Here is a 17,333-nt window from a genome sequence, read left to right as displayed (position 1 = left end):
ACATACGGAGTCATCGTTTATCAAGAACAAATTATGCAAATTGCATCTCGCCTTGCCGGATTCTCACTTGGGGAAGCTGACCTATTACGCCGGGCTGTCTCGAAGAAGAAGAAGGAAGTTCTAGACCAGGAGCGGCAGCATTTTGTAAGTGGTGCTTTGAACCAAGGATATACTGAGAAAACGGCTGAAGAAATTTATACGTTAATTGTTCGCTTTGCTAACTATGGATTCAACCGGAGTCATGCAGTGGCTTATAGTGTCATAGCCTATCAACTAGGTTACTTAAAAACCTATTATCCAGAATATTTTATGGCAGCCCTTATGACATCGGTCGTCGGGAATGATGATAAGATTTCCCAATATGCCCGTGAGGCCAAAAAGAAAGGGATTAAGGTTCTGCCTCCTTCTATTAATCAAAGCGGCTTCCCGTTTTTATCAGAAAAGGAAGGGATCCGTTTTAGCCTTGGAGCCATCAAAGGAATAGGCGGTACAGTTTTAAAAGAAATATTTGCGGCCAGGCGCCAAAAGAAATTCGCTGATTTATTCGATTTCTGTTTGCGAGTTTCCGGGAAAATTGTCAATCGAAAAGTGTTGGAGGCGCTTGTCCATTCAGGTGCATTTGATGAATTCGGTGAAGACCGTGCTACATTATTAGCGAGTTTGGACGTAGCAATCAGCCATACCGAATTGGTTAATCCAGATGATGATTTATTTGATATGTTTTCGGATGGGGAGTTTTCACTCAAACCAAAATATAACTATGTCGACCCTATTCCCGTTGAAGACAAACTTTCCTTGGAAAAAAGTGTCCTGGGACTATATCTTTCAAATCATCCAGTGACAAGCTACAGAGATCTTTTTCAGTATTTCGGTTGCTTAACCATTGACGAAGCAATTAATAAAAAAGAGTCAAAAGTCCTACTCGGAGTATATATAACGGCGGTTAAAACCATTAGAACAAAAAAAGGCGATGTTATGGCCTTTTTAACCGTTAGTGATGAAGAAGGGGACATTGAAGCAGTCGTGTTCCCAAATGTGTATAAAAATCATTCTGCGGTCTTGAATCACGGGCAGCTTGTTATGCTTAAAGGGACATTGGAAGAGCGAGATGGGAAAACCCAGCTCATTATCCAGCATGTATACCCGCTTGAACAAGTGAAAAAGATGAAACAGGGGATAAATGGAACACTATTCTTGAAAATTGAAGCTGAAAAGCAAACAAAGGATACTCTTCAAAAAATAAAAAAAATTTTAATGCAACATAGTGGTGAAACGAAGGTCATGCTTTTTTATCAGCGGGAAAATCGCTATGTACAGCTATCTTATTGGGATTGGGTCAATCCTACAGACAGTCTAATACAGGCATTAATTGACATGGTTGGAAAAGGGAATGTAGTCTATAAGAGAGAATAACTGTTTTACAACTTTAATAGTTATGTTATATTGAAAATAGGCCGCTGTGGTCTGACCACTAGATTTCAGCATATATATTCGGTTTGACCAATTCGTTCTAGGAGTGAAATTATGACGTTAAGAGAAGAAGCATTACATATGCATCGCTTGAATCAAGGAAAGTTAGAAACAGTTTCAAAGGTACCGGTTAGGAATGCCGAAGATTTAAGCTTGGCTTATTCTCCTGGTGTCGCGGAACCGTGTAAAGAAATTTACGAGAAGCCTGAGACAGTTTATGACTATACGATGAAAGGGAATACTGTGGCTGTCATTTCTGATGGAACGGCTGTGTTGGGACTAGGAAACATTGGACCAGAAGCTGCTTTGCCAGTTATGGAAGGTAAAGCCGTTTTATTTAAGAGTTTTGCAGGAGTCGACGCTTTTCCAATTTGTTTAAAAACGACAGAAGTGGATAAAATTGTAGAGACTGTTAAATTACTTGAGCCTACATTCGGCGGAGTAAACTTAGAGGACATTGCTGCACCGAATTGTTTTGAAATTGAAGAACGGCTTAAGAAAGAAATGAATATCCCTGTTTTTCATGATGATCAGCACGGGACAGCAATTGTAACTGTTGCCGGTCTTGTAAATGCTTTACGCCTTGTAAATAAATCAATATCAGAAATTAAAGTGGTAGCAAATGGAGCCGGTGCTGCTGGCATTGCAATCATTAAATTGCTTTATAGCTATGGAGTACGTGACATTATTATGTGTGACACGAAAGGTGCTATTTATGAGGGCCGTCCGACAGGCATGAATGAGATAAAAGCACAAGTGGCCAAAGTAACCAATAGAAATAGGGTTGAAGGACCTCTAGAAGTAGTTATTCAAGATGCGGATGTCTTTATCGGTGTTTCTGCAGCTGGCGCGTTAACCAAAGAAATGGTTTCCACCATGAACCGGGATGCAATCATTTTCGCTATGGCTAATCCTGATCCGGAAATCATGCCGGAGGAAGCGAAAGCAGCTGGTGCCAAGGTAGTTGGGACAGGACGTTCCGATTTTCCAAACCAGGTCAATAACGTTCTTGCCTTCCCTGGAATCTTCCGTGGGGCTTTAGATGTACGTGCGACCCATATCAATGAAAAAATGAAGGTAGCTGCTGTTCAGGCAATTGCCGGTTTAATACAAGAACATGAGATTCACGAAGACTACGTTATTCCTGCTCCTTTTGATGAAAGAGTAGCACCTGCCGTTGCGGCGGCTGTGGCCAAGGCAGCGATGGAAACAGGAGTGGCGAGAATTAAAGTGGATCCAGAAGAAATTAAAGAAAAAACAAGAAAATTAGCGATCATTGGAAAAAGTGAGGAATAATTATTTTGGCGGATCGTACTTCTTCATCCAAAATTTATCTCGATGTTGTTGAGAGCCTACGTAGCATGATTGAAGCGGACAGCCTTATACCAGGAGATAAAATCCCTTCTGAACGGGAGTTATCGGATCGACTGAATGTGGGACGTTCCTCTGTCCGTGAAGCATTGCGTGCCTTAGAGCTATTAGGATTGATAGAAACAAGACGTGGTGAAGGGACGTTTATCAGGGATTTCCAGGAGCATAAGTTAGTAGAGCTTCTGGGAACCTTTTTTTTGCAAGACAAAAAGGTACAAGAAGATTTAGCTGAGACGAAAAGATTGATTGAAATTGACTGTTTACGGATTGTAGCCTTTTTCGCTACAGCTGAAGAAATCAAACAATTAATCGTCTGGGTCAAAGATGACGAGTTTCTTGATGATGATTTCTTCTTAAGAATTGCCATATTAAATCGCAATCGATTGCTTGAAAGAATTTGGCGCATTGTCAACAGTTATGCTAGAACATCAGAGCCGGTACTGGGTAATACAAAAAAGGAAGATTATCTTGCATTACTTACATATTTGCTCGAACGAGATGAAGAAAAAGCCATTGAAACGTATCTAATTAGAATTAGAAATATGTCGAAGGACGAGTGACACCTTTTTACACGATACTAATTTTATTTTTGATATAGTTTGGGCCAAGTATCATAATATAGATAATTGGTGGTAAAGGGAGGATTAAGCTTGCTTAAAGAGCTATTTGCGAAGTCTAAGAAGAAATATGCAACGGTTCCTTTAGATCGTGAGAAACAAGATGTACCAGAAGGAATTATGACTAAATGCCCCAGCTGTAAAAAAATCATGTATACAAAAGAATTAGTGAAAAACCAGAAAGTCTGTCTGCATTGCGGATTCCATCATTCAATGTCCTCTCATGAGCGGATTGAATATTTATTTGATGCCGGTAGTTTTAATGAATTTGATAAAGAAATGATTTCAGTTAACCCACTTCAGTTCCCGGATTATCTGGAGAAGCTGGAAAAGGATAAAAAGAAAGCCAAGATTAATGAGGCAGTGGTCACAGGGGTAGGAAGCATTAATGGCTACCAAGTTTCCACGGCTATCATGGATTCCAATTTTAGGATGGGAAGCATGGGCTCTGTCGTTGGGGAAAAAATTACCCGGGCGATTGAACGGGCTGGAGAATTGAGGATTCCGTTTATCATATTTACAGCATCAGGCGGCGCGCGGATGCAGGAAGGTGTTCTTAGCTTGATGCAGATGGCTAAGACCAGTGCTGCTCTAAAGATGTTCAGTAATGAAGGCGGTCTGATTATTTCGATGATGACACATCCTACTACAGGCGGAGTTTCAGCAAGTTTTGCGTCCCTTGGGGATATTAACCTTGCTGAACCTGGAGCCCTAATTGGCTTTGCGGGACGTCGAATCATTGAACAGACGATCCACGAAGATCTTCCAGAGGATTTCCAAACGTCTGAATTTTTGATGAAGCACGGGCAATTAGATGCGGTAGTTAAACGTACGGAATTAAAAGAAACCTTGACAACAATCCTTAAAATCCATGCCCCGGGTGGTGAATGGTTATGATTTACGAATTAGAATTTGAACGTCCTGTTACAGAGCTTCGAAGTAAGATTAAAGAGCTGAAGGAAATAACGAAGGATGCTGATGTAGACCTGACGGTTGAAATCGAAACTTTGGAAAAACGTCTCGAGAAGTTAGAAGTCGATATTTATAATCATTTAAAACCATGGGATCGTGTACAGATCGCTCGACATCCGGCTCGTCCAACAACTCTTGATTACATTCCTCTTTTATTTAATGACTTCATCGAGTTTCATGGTGATCGTTATTATGGAGATGATGAGGCAATTGTGGCTGGTATCGCCGAATTTGAAGGTCGAGCTGTGACCGTCATCGGTCATCAGCGTGGGAAGGATACGAAGGAAAATATCCGTCGTAACTTTGGTATGCCCCATCCAGAAGGCTATCGAAAAGCTTTGCGTCTAATGAAACAGGCTGAAAAATTTAATCGTCCGATTATTTGTTTCATAGATACGAAGGGGGCTTTCCCTGGTAAAGCGGCAGAAGAGCGCGGACAAAGTGAAGCCATCGCGAAAAACCTTTTTGAAATGGCAGGACTGAAGGTGCCGGTTATCAGTATTGTCATCGGTGAAGGGGGCAGTGGTGGTGCTTTGGCTCTAGGAGTTGGAGATCGAATTTTCATGTTAGAGAATTCAACGTACTCAGTAATCTCTCCTGAAGGGGCTGCTGCTTTGCTTTGGAAGGATGCTTCCCAGGCTAAACGGGCCGCGGAATCAATGCAAATCACGGCTCCTGACTTAAATCGCTTAGGGGTCATTGATGAGATTATTCCTGAAGTGAAAGGCGGCGCCCATCGAGATGCTAATGTACAGGCTGAAGCCATTAAGGATATTCTGAAACGTTCATTTAATGAGTTGCTTCCTTTGGATAGCGATGAACTGATCAATCAACGTTATATGAAATTTAAGAAAATTGGTGAATATGAATTTGAAAAACAACCAGAGGGGAAACCTAAGGAAGTTGGACAGCATTCATAAGCATTTATCAACTGGAAAAAACGTGCTGCCAAGGGCAACACGTTTTTTTCAGCCTTACTAGGGAAGCATACATATATATATGTTTGAGTGAAGAATCCAAACTTTTACGCCATTTTACTTCAATTTCTGAAGAGAATCGGTTAGGCTTAGAACATCAAGTAAGCAAAAGTGAAAAAGTGATTGCTTATTGAAGGTAGAAAAAGGGTACAATGTAATAACGAAAGTTAATGTGAACTTAATTTTGATTAGTGCTGTAGAGAGGTGACAATAATGAAAAGAATAGGTGTATTAACCAGTGGAGGAGATTCTCCAGGTATGAACCCGGCAGTCCGAGCTGTTGTCCGGAAAGCGATTTTTCATGAGATGGAGGTCTTCGGAATTTATCATGGCTATCAAGGTCTGATAAATGGAGATATAAGGCAACTTGAACTTGGATCGGTCGGTGATATCATTCATCGCGGCGGCACAATGCTACATACGGCTCGCTGTCCGGAATTTAAGACTGAGGAAGGTCAGCTAAAAGCTATTGAACAATTGAATAAGTTTGGTATTGAGGGCATTGTTATTATAGGTGGAGATGGTTCCTATCGGGGAGCGAAGGCATTAACTGAAAGAGGCTTTCCATGTATCGGGGTTCCTGGAACGATTGATAATGATATTCCAGGTACAGATTTTACAATTGGTTTTGATACGGCTCTAAACACGGTAATCGATGCAATCGATAAAATTCGAGATACAGCAACTTCTCATGAAAGAACTTATGTGGTTGAAGTAATGGGAAGAAATGCGGGCGATATTGCTCTTTGGGCAGGTCTTGCTGGCGGAGCAGAAACGATTCTATGTCCTGAATATAAATATGATATGGAAGAGTTGATTGGTAAGTTGAACCGCGGACATGACCGGGGGAAAAAGCATAGTATCATTATTGTCGCTGAAGGTGTTGGAAGCGCCGTTGATATTTCCAGACAAATTGAAGCAAAAGCAGGTTTTGAAACGCGTGTTACAGTGCTTGGCCATGTTCAGCGCGGCGGATCTCCCACAGCAATTGATCGAGTGTTGGCAAGCCGACTCGGAGCACGTGCTGTAGAATTGCTTCTTGAAGGCAAAGGCGGCAAGGCTGTCGGGATAGAACAAAATATACTAGTTGATTATGATATCATCGAAGCACTTGCGAAACAGCATACAATTGACAAGAAAATGTACGATCTATCCGCAGAGTTATCAATTTAATTGGTACAGATTTAGGTTTATTGAAAGAAATCAGTGCTGAGAAAGTATTCAAATATTTGAAAAAGTAAGCTTATAACTACTACGCCATGTCTGCCAAAAGGTGGACAGTCGGCGAGTTTTTCTTAGAGGAGGTTGACACCATGCGAAAAACCAAGATTGTTTGTACAATTGGCCCCGCAAGTGAAAGTATAGAAAAGTTGGTTCAATTAATAGAAGCAGGAATGAATGTAGCTCGGCTGAATTTTTCTCATGGCAATCATGAGGAGCATGCCGCTAGAATCCGTAACATTAGGGAAGCGGGAGAGAAATCAGGGAAACAGGTTGCTATCCTTTTAGATACAAAAGGTCCGGAAATAAGGACGAATAATATGGAGAACGATGCTATCGAGTTGACTGCTGGTGATGAAGTCAGTATTTCTATGAATGAAGTCCTTGGAACGCCTGAAAAATTTTCTATTACGTATGAGGGACTTCTCTATGATGTCCATCCGGGATCCAGAATTTTGTTAGATGATGGTTTAATTGGTCTTGAAGTGTTAAAGGTGGATGAAGTCAAAAAAGAAATCCATACGAAAATTTTAAACAGTGGAACACTTAAAAACAAAAAAGGTGTAAATGTGCCAGGTGTTTCAGTTAACCTACCAGGCATCACGGAAAAAGACGAACAGGACATCCTATTTGGAATTGAACAGGGAATTGACTTTGTTGCTGCCTCTTTTGTTCGTAGGGCATCTGACGTCCTAGAAGTGCGTGAACTTCTGCAACAGAATGGAGCGGAACATATTCAAATCATCCCTAAAATTGAAAATCAAGAAGGCGTCGACCGTCTTGATGAAATCCTGGAAGTGTCAGATGGTTTGATGGTAGCTCGCGGAGACCTAGGAGTGGAAATTCCTGCAGAAGAAGTGCCACTAGTCCAAAAACAAATGATCAAAAAATGTAACAATGCCGGGAAACCAGTTATTACAGCTACGCAAATGCTCGATTCGATGCAGCGTAACCCACGGCCGACCCGTGCAGAAGCAAGTGACGTGGCCAATGCCATTTTTGATGGAACTGATGCCATCATGCTTTCCGGTGAAACAGCAGCTGGGACCTACCCTGTTGAGGCCGTTCAAACGATGCATAACATTGCTTCTCGTGCAGAAACAGCCCTTGATTATCGGGAAATATTATCAGTAAGAAGCAAAGTGAATCGTCATAATGTCACGGATGCTATTGGCCAGTCTGTTGCCCATACGGCGCTTAATCTAAATGTCGGCGCAATCATTACGCCTACCGAGAGCGGTCATACGGCACGGATGATTTCTAAATATCGTCCTAAGGCACCGATTATCGCTGTTACATCTAATGATCATGTTTCAAGAAGACTTGCATTGGCCTGGGGAGTTTACCCGCAGATTGGACCAAAAGCGACGACCACGGATGAAATGCTCCAAACGGCAATCGATGAAAGTCTGCATTCCGGATTAGTATCCCATGGAGACTTAGTCGTCATTACAGCTGGTGTGCCTGTAGGTGAAACAGGAACGACTAACTTGATGAAAATTCATGTATTAGGAGAGGTTCTTTTGAAGGCTCAAGGAATCGGCAGGAAATCTGCGAAAGGTGAAGTGGTTATAGCTAGGAATTCCAAGGAAGCTTTGGAAAAAGTAACTGAAGGATCTGTATTAGTTACAATTGGTTCTGATCGGGATATGATGCCGGCAATTCAAAAGTGTGCTGCATTGATTACTGAAGAAGGCGGTTTGACAAGCCATGCAGCTGTTGTGGGAGTCACTTTGGGCATTCCGGTTATCGTTGGAGCAGAAGATGCGACCAAAATCTTTAAGGATAAACAAAGAATTACGGTCGATGCTAGTCGCGGAATCATTTATGACGGACATGCTAACGTTTTATAGAACGAAATTTTGGATGATTTCGGTCCAATGAGGTAAGATGAGTGTACCGCACCATACGTGGGCTGTGCAGGAGGAATGTAGATGAAATATTTTTTATTGTTTATCATTGCGATGCCGGTCATTGAGATTATTGTCTTATTGTTGTCAGGTAATGTGATTGGTTTTTGGCCAACACTGTTCCTGATTGTAGTTACCGGTTTAATCGGTGCCTATTTGGCCAAGCGGCAAGGAATGGAAACATGGAAAAAGGCGCAGGAACAGATTCGATACGGAATGATGCCAGGAAATGAAATCATTGATGGAATCTGTATCTTTCTTGGGGCTGCATTGTTGCTATCACCGGGACTTATCTCGGATATCATAGGATTAATCCTAGTATTTCCGCCAACCCGGAATCTCCTCAAACCGATCGTTATCCGGTTTATTATGAACAGGATGAATAAAGGAAAAGTAACGATTATTCGCCATAAATAGTAAGAGGCTGTCTAAAAGCTAAGCTTTTTAGACAGCCTCTTTTGGTTAGAGAAATGAATTTATCATTAGCATCCCCGGTATTTCTAAGGATGCTTTTTTGCATTTTTACTGAAAAGGCTCTTGCATTGTTTACGTTTTTAATTATAGCGGCCAGTCATGAGAGAAATTTTTTGGGGTAAGATTTTGCCTGTTTCACTGATCAAGAATGGATTTTTGGAAGTAAAACTAGTATAAAATATCAGAATTTTTTAATTATTTTTTAAGAGAAATGTTGTTATACCAGGCTTTTCCAAGTTAAATATTCTCTTTTTTAATTTTTTTTAGAAAAAACTGGTGACAAATTTACGCAGTGTGTTATATAATACAATCAAGAAAAGAAACAACTGTATTATAACATAAAAGAGCTTGAAAGGATGTGGAAAGCAACATGATTACTGAAGCAAAAGGCTTACAAATTACAGGTACTATTAAGCCTGGATATGAACAAATACTTACAACGGAAGCTCTTCAATTTATCGAAAGAATTGAACGGCATTTCGGTGAAAGAAGAAAAGAACTTTTAGAACAACGTAAAATCGTTCAAGAGGACCTAAATCAAGGCAAGCTACCTAATTTTCTTGAAGAAACGAAGCATATTCGTGAAAGTGATTGGACAATTGCGCCCCTCCCGAATGACTTGCAAGACCGCAGGGTTGAAATCACTGGACCGGTTGACCGTAAGATGATCATTAATGCTATGAACTCAGGTGCCAATGTTTTCATGGCTGACTTTGAAGATGCCAATTCACCCACTTGGGAAAATTGTATAGATGGTCAATTGAATCTACGCGATGCAATTAGCGGTACCATTTCATTTGAAAATCCAAATGGAAAAGTATACGCATTAAATGAAAAAACAGCTGTTTTAAAAGTAAGGCCTCGCGGCTGGCACCTAGAAGAAAAGCATGTTCTTTTAAATGGACAGCCAATATCAGCTAGCTTTTTCGACTTTGGACTATACTTTTATCACAACGCAAAAGCATTAATCGAAAAAGAAAGCGGTCCATACTTCTACTTACCGAAGATGGAAAGCCATATCGAAGCAAGATTATGGAATGATGTCTTTGTTTATGCACAAAACGATTTAAGAGTCCCGCAAGGAACTATAAAAGCAACTGTCTTGATTGAAACGATTCTTGCAGCATTCGAAATGGACGAAATTCTGTACGAGTTGAAAGATCATTCCGCAGGCCTGAACTGTGGCCGCTGGGATTATATCTTCAGCTTCCTGAAAAAATTCCGTCACTCGGATGATGTTATCTTCCCTGATAGGTTACAGGTYACGATGACTGTCCCGAACATGAGAGCGTATTCCTTATTAGCAATCAAAACATGCCACACTCGTAATGCTCCGGCAATAGGCGGGATGGCAGCACAAATTCCAGTCAAAAATGACCCGGTCAAAAATAACGAGGCGTTTGCTAAGGTACGCGCTGATAAAGAACGCGAAGCGAGAGACGGTCATGATGGGACATGGGTCGCCCACCCAGGCATGGTAAGTACAGCAAAAGAGGTGTTTGACCTACTTGTTCCAAAACCGAATCAAATCTATCGGAAACGTGAAGATGTTCAAGTATCAGCAGAAGAATTGCTAGAAGTACCAGAAGGAACGATAACGGAAGCTGGATTACGGACGAACATTAACGTAGGCATCCAGTATATTGCATCTTGGCTAAGTGGAAGAGGCGCTGCTCCTATTCATAACCTAATGGAAGATGCAGCAACAGCTGAAATCTCACGTGCTCAAGTTTGGCAGTGGATTCGTCATCCAAAAGGTATTTTAGAAGATGGTAGAAAAATCACCGAAGAATTATTCCATCAGATTAAAGAAGAAGAATTAGCAGTCATTAAATCAGAGGTAGGAGAAGAAGCTTTCAAATCAGGGAAATTTGAAGAGTCTACTAAACTATTTGAAGAATTGATTGCAGCAGATGACTTTGCGGATTTCTTAACAAATCCGGCATATGAACAATTATCTTAATATTTAGTTAATTAATAGTTTAATATAAATTAGGAGGAAATTATAATGACTAATGAAAGAGCGCAACAACTACAACAAAGCTGGGAAAATGACGCACGCTGGACTGGAATTAAACGGCCTTATTCTGCTGAAGAAGTTATCAAATTAAGAGGTTCTATCGATATCGAGCAAACATTAGCTCGCCGTGGTTCTGAAAAACTATGGAACCTTTTAAATACAGAGGATTTCATTAACGCACTAGGAGCATTAACTGGTAACCAAGCAATGCAACAAGTAAAAGCTGGTTTAAAAGCAATCTACTTAAGTGGTTGGCAAGTAGCTGCTGATGCTAATATCGCTGGACAAATGTACCCTGACCAAAGCTTATACCCAGCTAACTCTGTACCACAGGTTGTTAAACGCATTAATCAAACACTGCAACGTGCTGACCAAATTAGCTTTGCTGAAGGAAAAGATGATATTGATTGGTTTGCTCCAATCGTAGCAGATGCTGAAGCAGGCTTCGGGGGTGCACTTAACGTATTCGAACTAATGAAAGGTATGATTGAAGCTGGAGCTGCTGGCGTTCACTTTGAAGACCAACTATCTTCCGAGAAAAAATGTGGTCATTTAGGCGGTAAAGTACTTCTCCCAACGCAAACTGCAGTACGTAACTTAGTATCAGCTCGTTTAGCAGCAGACGTAATGGGAACACCAACTATTTTAATTGCTCGTACTGATGCAGATGCTGCAGACTTGATCACTGATGATATCGATCCAGTTGATGCACCTTTCATCACAGGTGAACGAACTCCAGAAGGATTCTACCGTACAAACGCAGGTCTTGACCAAGCGATTGCACGTGGTCTAGCATATGCACCATATGCTGATCTTATCTGGTGCGAGACTTCTGAACCAAACCTAGCAGATGCTCGCCGATTTGCTGAAGCGATTCATGCAGAGTTCCCTGGTAAACTACTTGCTTACAACTGTTCACCATCATTTAACTGGAAAGCAAAATTAAGTGATGAAGAAATTGCTAGTTACCAGGTTGAATTGGGGAAATTGGGTTATAAATTCCAGTTCGTAACGCTTGCAGGTTTCCACTCATTGAATCACAGCATGTTCAACCTTGCTCTTGGTTATAAAGACCGTGGAATGGCTGCATACTCAGAACTTCAACAAGCAGAATTCGCTAGTGAAATTGACGGCTATACTGCAACTCGTCACCAACGTGAAGTTGGAACTGGTTACTTTGATGAAGTAGCACAAGTAGTTTCTGGTGGAACATCATCTACAACAGCACTTGCTGGCTCTACTGAAGCAGAACAATTTGAGACTTCAAAATAATAGATAGACTATAAAAAAATCCGCCTCAAACTCGAGGCGGACTTTTTTATAGGAACGAGAGTTTTCTTAATTAAAGTTAACTCTAAAGTTTTAGGTGGTTTTATTTGAATCCGCTCCGATAATAAATGACCAAATGGCCTTAAAGACATGGGCGCGCTGAAGTGTATTAAATATGACAAGGACCACAGGCCCTGCAATCAGTCCCAGAAAACCGATTAATTTGAAACCGATGAATAAAGCAACGAGAGTAGCAAGTGGATCTAATCCGATACTAGAAGAAAGAACTTTGGGCTCAATTAATTGACGCTGGACAACTACGATAATGTAAAGCACAGACAAACCAATTGCAAGGCTAGTATTCCCTGTAATGAATTCAAAAATAATCCATGGAATAAATATGGTCCCGGTACCCAAATAGGGAATGATATCAACCAATCCGCAAATTAATGCAATTGTAATTGAATAATTCACTCCTAAAATGAGTAAACCAATCAAGATCGTAACCGTTGTCAATGAAACAAGTGTGAATTGTGCCCGGATAAACCCGAATAAAGCTCGTTTTAAATCCCGGAATAAACGCTTGGCACCTGCAAAAATCTTATCAGGTAAAAACTTTCCCGTTATGCGGCCGAAGTGATCCCAATCTTTACTAATGAAGAAAGTGCCCAGTAGGGTAAAGAGGAGTGCTGTTGCAGTAGTTGGAAACCAGCCGATGATTGCGGGAATATTTTTTAAGAACGCTTGAATAAAACTACTAACACCAGTAGTGATGGATTCGCCAATATTTTGGATATTCTTGAGGACGGTGTCTTGCTGCTCGATATCTAAATTATTGAACATAGCGGTTGTTTGATTATATAAAGGGATGATAGTGGTCGCGATGTATGTTTCGATATAATCTACTATAGTTTCAATATGTTGAGGTATGACACCAGCAAGGTAATTGGTACCTGAAATAATTTCAGTAACCAGCAGGGTAATGAGTCCTGCAAATAAAAGAAAAATGAGTAAAAGGGAAACGAAAACAGCCAATCCTCTTGGTAACCGGCCTTTCTTTTCAAAAAAAGTAACCAGAGGGTTCATCAAGAAAGCAATAATCATGGCAATAATGAATGGATATGTATATTTAGATAAATAGAACAAGGCAATTCCACCTAAAATTATGCCTCCGATGACCAGTAAAGAACGAATGAAACGATAAATATAAACAGGATTCAAGACATCCCCTCCTTCTAACATAAACTTTGTATTATAATTGTAACGACGTTGGAAAAGAAAGGAAAGATTCTTTCGTCTTTCTGCTTAATTTTTTTCCGTTTTAGTATCGTTTTATAAATCAATCTCCTATTGAGAAAGAGTGGAGGTTGTTATGTTAAAATAACAAAAAGAAAGAAGGTGAAGGGAGAATGATAAACGGTCCTGTCGTATTTTTAATTTTACTTGCAGTTATCGGTTGGGTTGGAAAAAACACATCACTGATTGCGGCTGCGGGGTTTCTTTTACTCATGAAACTCATCGGCCTTGATACAAAAGTGTTTCCATATTTAGAAGCGAAAGGGATCAACTTAGGCGTCACCATCATTACGATTTCAGTGCTAATCCCCATTGCAAATGGAGCGATTGGTTTCAAGGAACTCGGTGACGCCATAAAGTCACCTTATGCCTGGATTGCACTCGCATCTGGAATAGCTGTCGCACTTATAGCGAAAAATGGAATTACCCTCCTTTCACATGATCCGCATATTACAACGGCTCTTGTTTTTGGGACGATTCTTGCGGTCGCATTATTCAAAGGTGTCGCTGTTGGACCGTTAATTGGGGCAGGAATTGCTTATCTATGCATGCAAATCTTTGATTTTTTCAAATGAGCAAAATGGTAAATGATAGAATGGATTGTAAGAGTGGAAATGAAAAAATTCTATTTAATGTTTCGATTATTCTGCTTTGTAACAAATTTTCAAAAAAACGTTTTGAATCCCATAAAAAAAAGCAAGAGAATATGTAGCTAATTTTTCTAATAAAATAATAATTTTTTCACATTTTAGGTGCTTTTGATTCCCAAAAAAGTGTTTATTGTTTATAATAATCATGTAACTGCTCTGATTTATTGAAAATGGGATTCAGAATATCATTGATATTTTTGAGGAATCTTAAAAAGAGATGTAGTTATTGAGCAAGCGCTCACTAGGAATAGCTACAAGCATTATTTTTAGAATTTCGTATAAAGGATTATCGTACATTTTACTATTGTTGGGGTCATATTCTGTGAACGCTTCCAATACAAGATGTATGTCTTCTGCTAAAAAATAGATGGTTGTATTCAATAGCTAATTTCTTGGAAGCGCTATATTTATACGCAATAAGCAAGGGCATAGGGGAATACTTAGGAAAAGGAGAGATTTAGTATGACAGCAACAAAAGGTCTTGAAGGTGTGGTAGCAACAACTTCATCAGTAAGCTCTATTATCGATGATACGTTAACGTATGTAGGTTATGATATCGATGATTTAGCTGTAAACGCAACATTCGAGGAAGTAATCTATCTTTTATGGCATGGAGCTCTTCCAAACAAAAGCCAATTAGAAGAATTAACTAAACAACTTGCTGAAAATGCTGCAATTCCAGCTGAAGTGGTTAATCATTTCAAAACATACCCAATTGATAAAGTACATCCAATGGGAGCTCTTCGTACAGCAGTATCTCTTCTTGGTCTTTATGATGAAGAAGCAGATGTAATGAGTGAAGACGCTAACTATCGTAAAGCAATCCGCATCCAAGCAAAAATCCCTACATTGGTAACAACTTTCGCTCGTATCCGTCAAGGAAAAGAAGCGGTTGCACCACGTACTGATCTAAGCTTTGCTGCTAACTTCTTATATATGTTAAGCGGTAATGAACCAACAGCAATCGAAGAAGAAGCATTCAACAAAGCATTAGTTCTACATGCTGACCATGAATTAAACGCTTCTACATTCACTGCACGTGTTTGTGTGGCTACATTATCTGATATCTATTCTGGCGTGACTTCTGCTATCGGCGCATTAAAAGGCCCTCTTCACGGCGGAGCTAACGAACAAGTTATGAAAATGCTTACAGAAATTGGTTCTGTAGAAAACGTTGAGCCTTATATCAACGAAAAATTAGCTAATAAAGAAAAAATCATGGGCTTTGGCCACCGTGTATACCGTAAAGGTGATCCACGTGCTAAACACCTTAAAGAAATGTCTCAAAAATTGACTGAACTTACTGGTCAACCACAATACTACGATATGTCTATCAAAATTCATGAAATTGTAACTGGTCAAAAAAATCTTCCACCAAACGTTGATTTCTACTCTGCTTCTGTATACCACAGTTTAGGTATCGAGCATGACCTATTTACACCAATCTTTGCTGTAAGCCGTGCTTCAGGATGGATTGCTCATATCCTAGAGCAATATTCAAACAACCGTCTGATCCGTCCACGTGCAGAGTATGTTGGACCAGGTATGCAAAAATACGTACCGATTGAAAACCGATAATTTTTGAATAGATAAAAGTTTTTTCGAAATTTTATTTTTTATTTCATCGATTTTGTAGTAAATTAATAGATGTGAGTAAAAAAGGTTAGTGGTTCTGCTTAAATTTAAGCGGCCAGCTAACCTTTGAATTTGAATCGGAGGTAAAGAGACATGACACAAAGCCAAAAAATCACAGTTACTAACGGTGCTCTTAACGTACCAAACAACCCAATCGTTCCTTACATTGAGGGAGACGGAATCGGTCCTGATATCTGGGCAGCAGCTTCACGCGTTTTAGACGCAGCTGTTGAAAAAGCATACAATGGCGAAAAGAAAATCGAATGGAAAGAAGTTTTAGCTGGACAAAAAGCATTTGACCAAACAGGCGAATGGCTTCCACAAGAAACTCTTGATGTCATTAATGAATATCTAATCGCTATTAAAGGACCTCTTACAACACCAATCGGTGGCGGAATCCGCTCATTGAACGTTGCATTGCGTCAAGTATTAGACTTATTCGTATGTCTACGTCCAGTACGTTACTTTGACGGTGTACCTTCACCAGTTAAACGTCCTGAAGACACTGACATGGTTATCTTCCGTGAAAACACTGAAGACATCTATGCTGGTATCGAATATGCAAAAGGTTCTGACGAAGCGAAAAAATTAATCGATTTCCTACAAAATGAATTCGGTGTTAAAAATATTCGTTTCCCTGAAACTTCTGGTATTGGTATTAAACCAATTTCTGAAGAAGGAACAAAACGTCTTGTTCGTTCTGCACTTAACTATGCGATCAAAGAAGGCCGTAAATCATTAACTCTTGTTCATAAAGGTAACATCATGAAATTTACAGAAGGCGCATTCAAAACTTGGGGTTATGAAGTTGCAGAACAAGAATTCGCTGAGAAAGTGTTCACTTGGAACCAATATGATCAAATTAAAGAAGCTGAAGGCACTGAAGCTGCTAACAAAGCACAATCTGCTGCTGAAGCTGAAGGCAAAATCATCGTTAAAGATTCTATTGCTGATATCTTCTTACAACAAATCCTAACTCGTCCTAAAGAGTTTGATGTTGTTGCAACAATGAACTTAAACGGAGATTACATTTCTGATGCACTTGCTGCACAAGTTGGCGGAATTGGTATTGCTCCAGGAGCAAACATCAACTACGAAACTGGACATGCTATCTTCGAAGCAACTCATGGAACAGCTCCTAAATACGCTGGTCTTGATAAAGTTAACCCATCTTCAGTTCTTCTTTCAGGCGTTCTTTTACTTGAACACCTTGGTTGGAACGAAGCTGCAGACAGCATCACAAAATCAGTAGAACAAACAATTGCTTCTAAAGTTGTAACATATGACTTTGCCCGCCTAATGGAAGGTGCAACAGAAGTTAAATGTTCTGAGTTCGCTGACGAACTTATCAAAAACCTTAAATAATTAATTACTTATGATGCTTTCTGGAAAAGAGCCGATATGGTCTTCTTTTTCAGGGAGCTTTATGTGCATAAAGACGTTAAAAGTAT

The 17,333-nt window shown here is 40.0% G+C and carries 14 protein-coding genes; 13 read left to right on the top strand and 1 reads right to left on the bottom strand.

Features of this window, described 5'->3' with window-relative positions:
• The 10 genes from AC1DUW_RS07950 to aceA form a co-directional block, all read left to right on the top strand.
• Positions 1-1,413 (top strand): helix-hairpin-helix domain-containing protein (locus tag AC1DUW_RS07950; protein WP_477642300.1); only part of this gene is annotated, 1,413 nt, incomplete at its 5' end.
• Positions 1,414-1,524: 111 nt separating this feature from the next.
• A complete protein-coding gene (gene ystJ / locus AC1DUW_RS07945) occupies positions 1,525-2,766 on the top strand; it encodes an NADP-dependent malic enzyme (protein ID WP_053347279.1) in 1,242 nt (413 codons plus the stop codon).
• A 5-nt stretch (positions 2,767-2,771) separates the two neighbouring features.
• Positions 2,772-3,401, top strand: coding sequence for a FadR/GntR family transcriptional regulator (locus AC1DUW_RS07940; RefSeq protein ID WP_083450830.1), 630 nt, complete (start codon positions 2,772-2,774; stop codon positions 3,399-3,401).
• 90 nt (positions 3,402-3,491) lie between these two features.
• Complete coding sequence (gene accD, locus AC1DUW_RS07935; RefSeq protein ID WP_053347278.1) at positions 3,492-4,355, top strand: acetyl-CoA carboxylase, carboxyltransferase subunit beta; 864 nt, start codon at positions 3,492-3,494, stop codon at positions 4,353-4,355.
• Positions 4,352-5,350, top strand: coding sequence for an acetyl-CoA carboxylase carboxyl transferase subunit alpha (gene accA / locus AC1DUW_RS07930; protein ID WP_053347277.1), 999 nt, complete (start codon positions 4,352-4,354; stop codon positions 5,348-5,350). Before accD ends, accA begins: the two co-directional genes overlap by 4 nt.
• 270 nt (positions 5,351-5,620) lie before the next feature.
• Positions 5,621-6,580, top strand: a complete 960-nt coding sequence (gene pfkA / locus AC1DUW_RS07925; protein WP_053347276.1) for a 6-phosphofructokinase — start codon at positions 5,621-5,623, stop codon at positions 6,578-6,580.
• 140 nt (positions 6,581-6,720) lie between these two features.
• Complete coding sequence (gene pyk / locus AC1DUW_RS07920; protein ID WP_053347275.1) at positions 6,721-8,481, top strand: pyruvate kinase; 1,761 nt, start codon at positions 6,721-6,723, stop codon at positions 8,479-8,481.
• An 81-nt stretch (positions 8,482-8,562) separates the two neighbouring features.
• The gene (locus AC1DUW_RS07915) at positions 8,563-8,955 is read left to right on the top strand and encodes an FxsA family protein (protein ID WP_053347274.1); all 393 of its coding nucleotides are present in this window, start codon (positions 8,563-8,565) and stop codon (positions 8,953-8,955) included.
• A gap of 427 nt (positions 8,956-9,382) precedes the next feature.
• A complete protein-coding gene (aceB, locus tag AC1DUW_RS07910; RefSeq protein WP_053347273.1) occupies positions 9,383-10,975 on the top strand; it encodes a malate synthase A in 1,593 nt (530 codons plus the stop codon).
• A gap of 45 nt (positions 10,976-11,020) precedes the next feature.
• Complete coding sequence (aceA, locus tag AC1DUW_RS07905) at positions 11,021-12,304, top strand: isocitrate lyase (protein WP_053347272.1); 1,284 nt, start codon at positions 11,021-11,023, stop codon at positions 12,302-12,304.
• Positions 12,305-12,394: 90 nt separating this feature from the next.
• Here the strand turns inward: aceA and ytvI are convergent, their stop codons facing one another.
• On the bottom strand, positions 12,395-13,522 hold the full coding sequence (gene ytvI / locus AC1DUW_RS07900) for a sporulation integral membrane protein YtvI (protein ID WP_053347271.1): 1,128 nt from the start codon (positions 13,520-13,522) through the stop codon (positions 12,395-12,397).
• Positions 13,523-13,710: 188 nt separating this feature from the next.
• On the opposite strand from ytvI, the gene AC1DUW_RS07895 reads away from it, so the two are divergent.
• The 3 genes from AC1DUW_RS07895 to icd all read left to right on the top strand — a co-directional run bounded on the left by AC1DUW_RS07895 (position 13,711) and on the right by icd (position 17,247).
• Entirely contained in the window at positions 13,711-14,172 is a 462-nt protein-coding gene (locus AC1DUW_RS07895) for a DUF441 domain-containing protein (RefSeq protein WP_053347270.1), read from the top strand.
• Between the two features lie 537 nt (positions 14,173-14,709).
• Complete coding sequence (gene citZ / locus AC1DUW_RS07890; RefSeq protein WP_053347269.1) at positions 14,710-15,825, top strand: citrate synthase; 1,116 nt, start codon at positions 14,710-14,712, stop codon at positions 15,823-15,825.
• Between the two features lie 150 nt (positions 15,826-15,975).
• Positions 15,976-17,247 carry an NADP-dependent isocitrate dehydrogenase gene (gene icd / locus AC1DUW_RS07885; protein WP_053347268.1) on the top strand — a complete coding sequence of 424 codons (1,272 nt, stop codon included), beginning with the start codon at positions 15,976-15,978 and terminating at the stop codon, positions 17,245-17,247.
• Positions 17,248-17,333: the final 86 nt, after the last annotated feature.

The sequence above is a fragment of the Peribacillus sp. P4_C12 genome, from assembly GCF_056402095.1.
This window is presented reverse-complemented; position numbering and strand designations above follow the sequence as displayed.

Excerpts from the sequence above, each read along its gene's own strand:
- pyk (WP_053347275.1), top strand. The coding sequence starts at position 6,721 with ATGCGAAAAACCAAGATTGTTTGTACAATTGGCCCCGCAAGTGAAAGT.
- AC1DUW_RS07915 (WP_053347274.1), top strand. The coding sequence starts at position 8,563 with ATGAAATATTTTTTATTGTTTATCATTGCGATGCCGGTCATTGAGATT.
- AC1DUW_RS07895 (WP_053347270.1), top strand. The coding sequence starts at position 13,711 with ATGATAAACGGTCCTGTCGTATTTTTAATTTTACTTGCAGTTATCGGT.
- accA (WP_053347277.1), top strand. The coding sequence starts at position 4,352 with ATGATTTACGAATTAGAATTTGAACGTCCTGTTACAGAGCTTCGAAGT.
- icd (WP_053347268.1), top strand. The coding sequence starts at position 15,976 with ATGACACAAAGCCAAAAAATCACAGTTACTAACGGTGCTCTTAACGTA.
- aceA (WP_053347272.1), top strand. The coding sequence starts at position 11,021 with ATGACTAATGAAAGAGCGCAACAACTACAACAAAGCTGGGAAAATGAC.
- citZ (WP_053347269.1), top strand. The coding sequence starts at position 14,710 with ATGACAGCAACAAAAGGTCTTGAAGGTGTGGTAGCAACAACTTCATCA.
- ystJ (WP_053347279.1), top strand. The coding sequence starts at position 1,525 with ATGACGTTAAGAGAAGAAGCATTACATATGCATCGCTTGAATCAAGGA.
- pfkA (WP_053347276.1), top strand. The coding sequence starts at position 5,621 with ATGAAAAGAATAGGTGTATTAACCAGTGGAGGAGATTCTCCAGGTATG.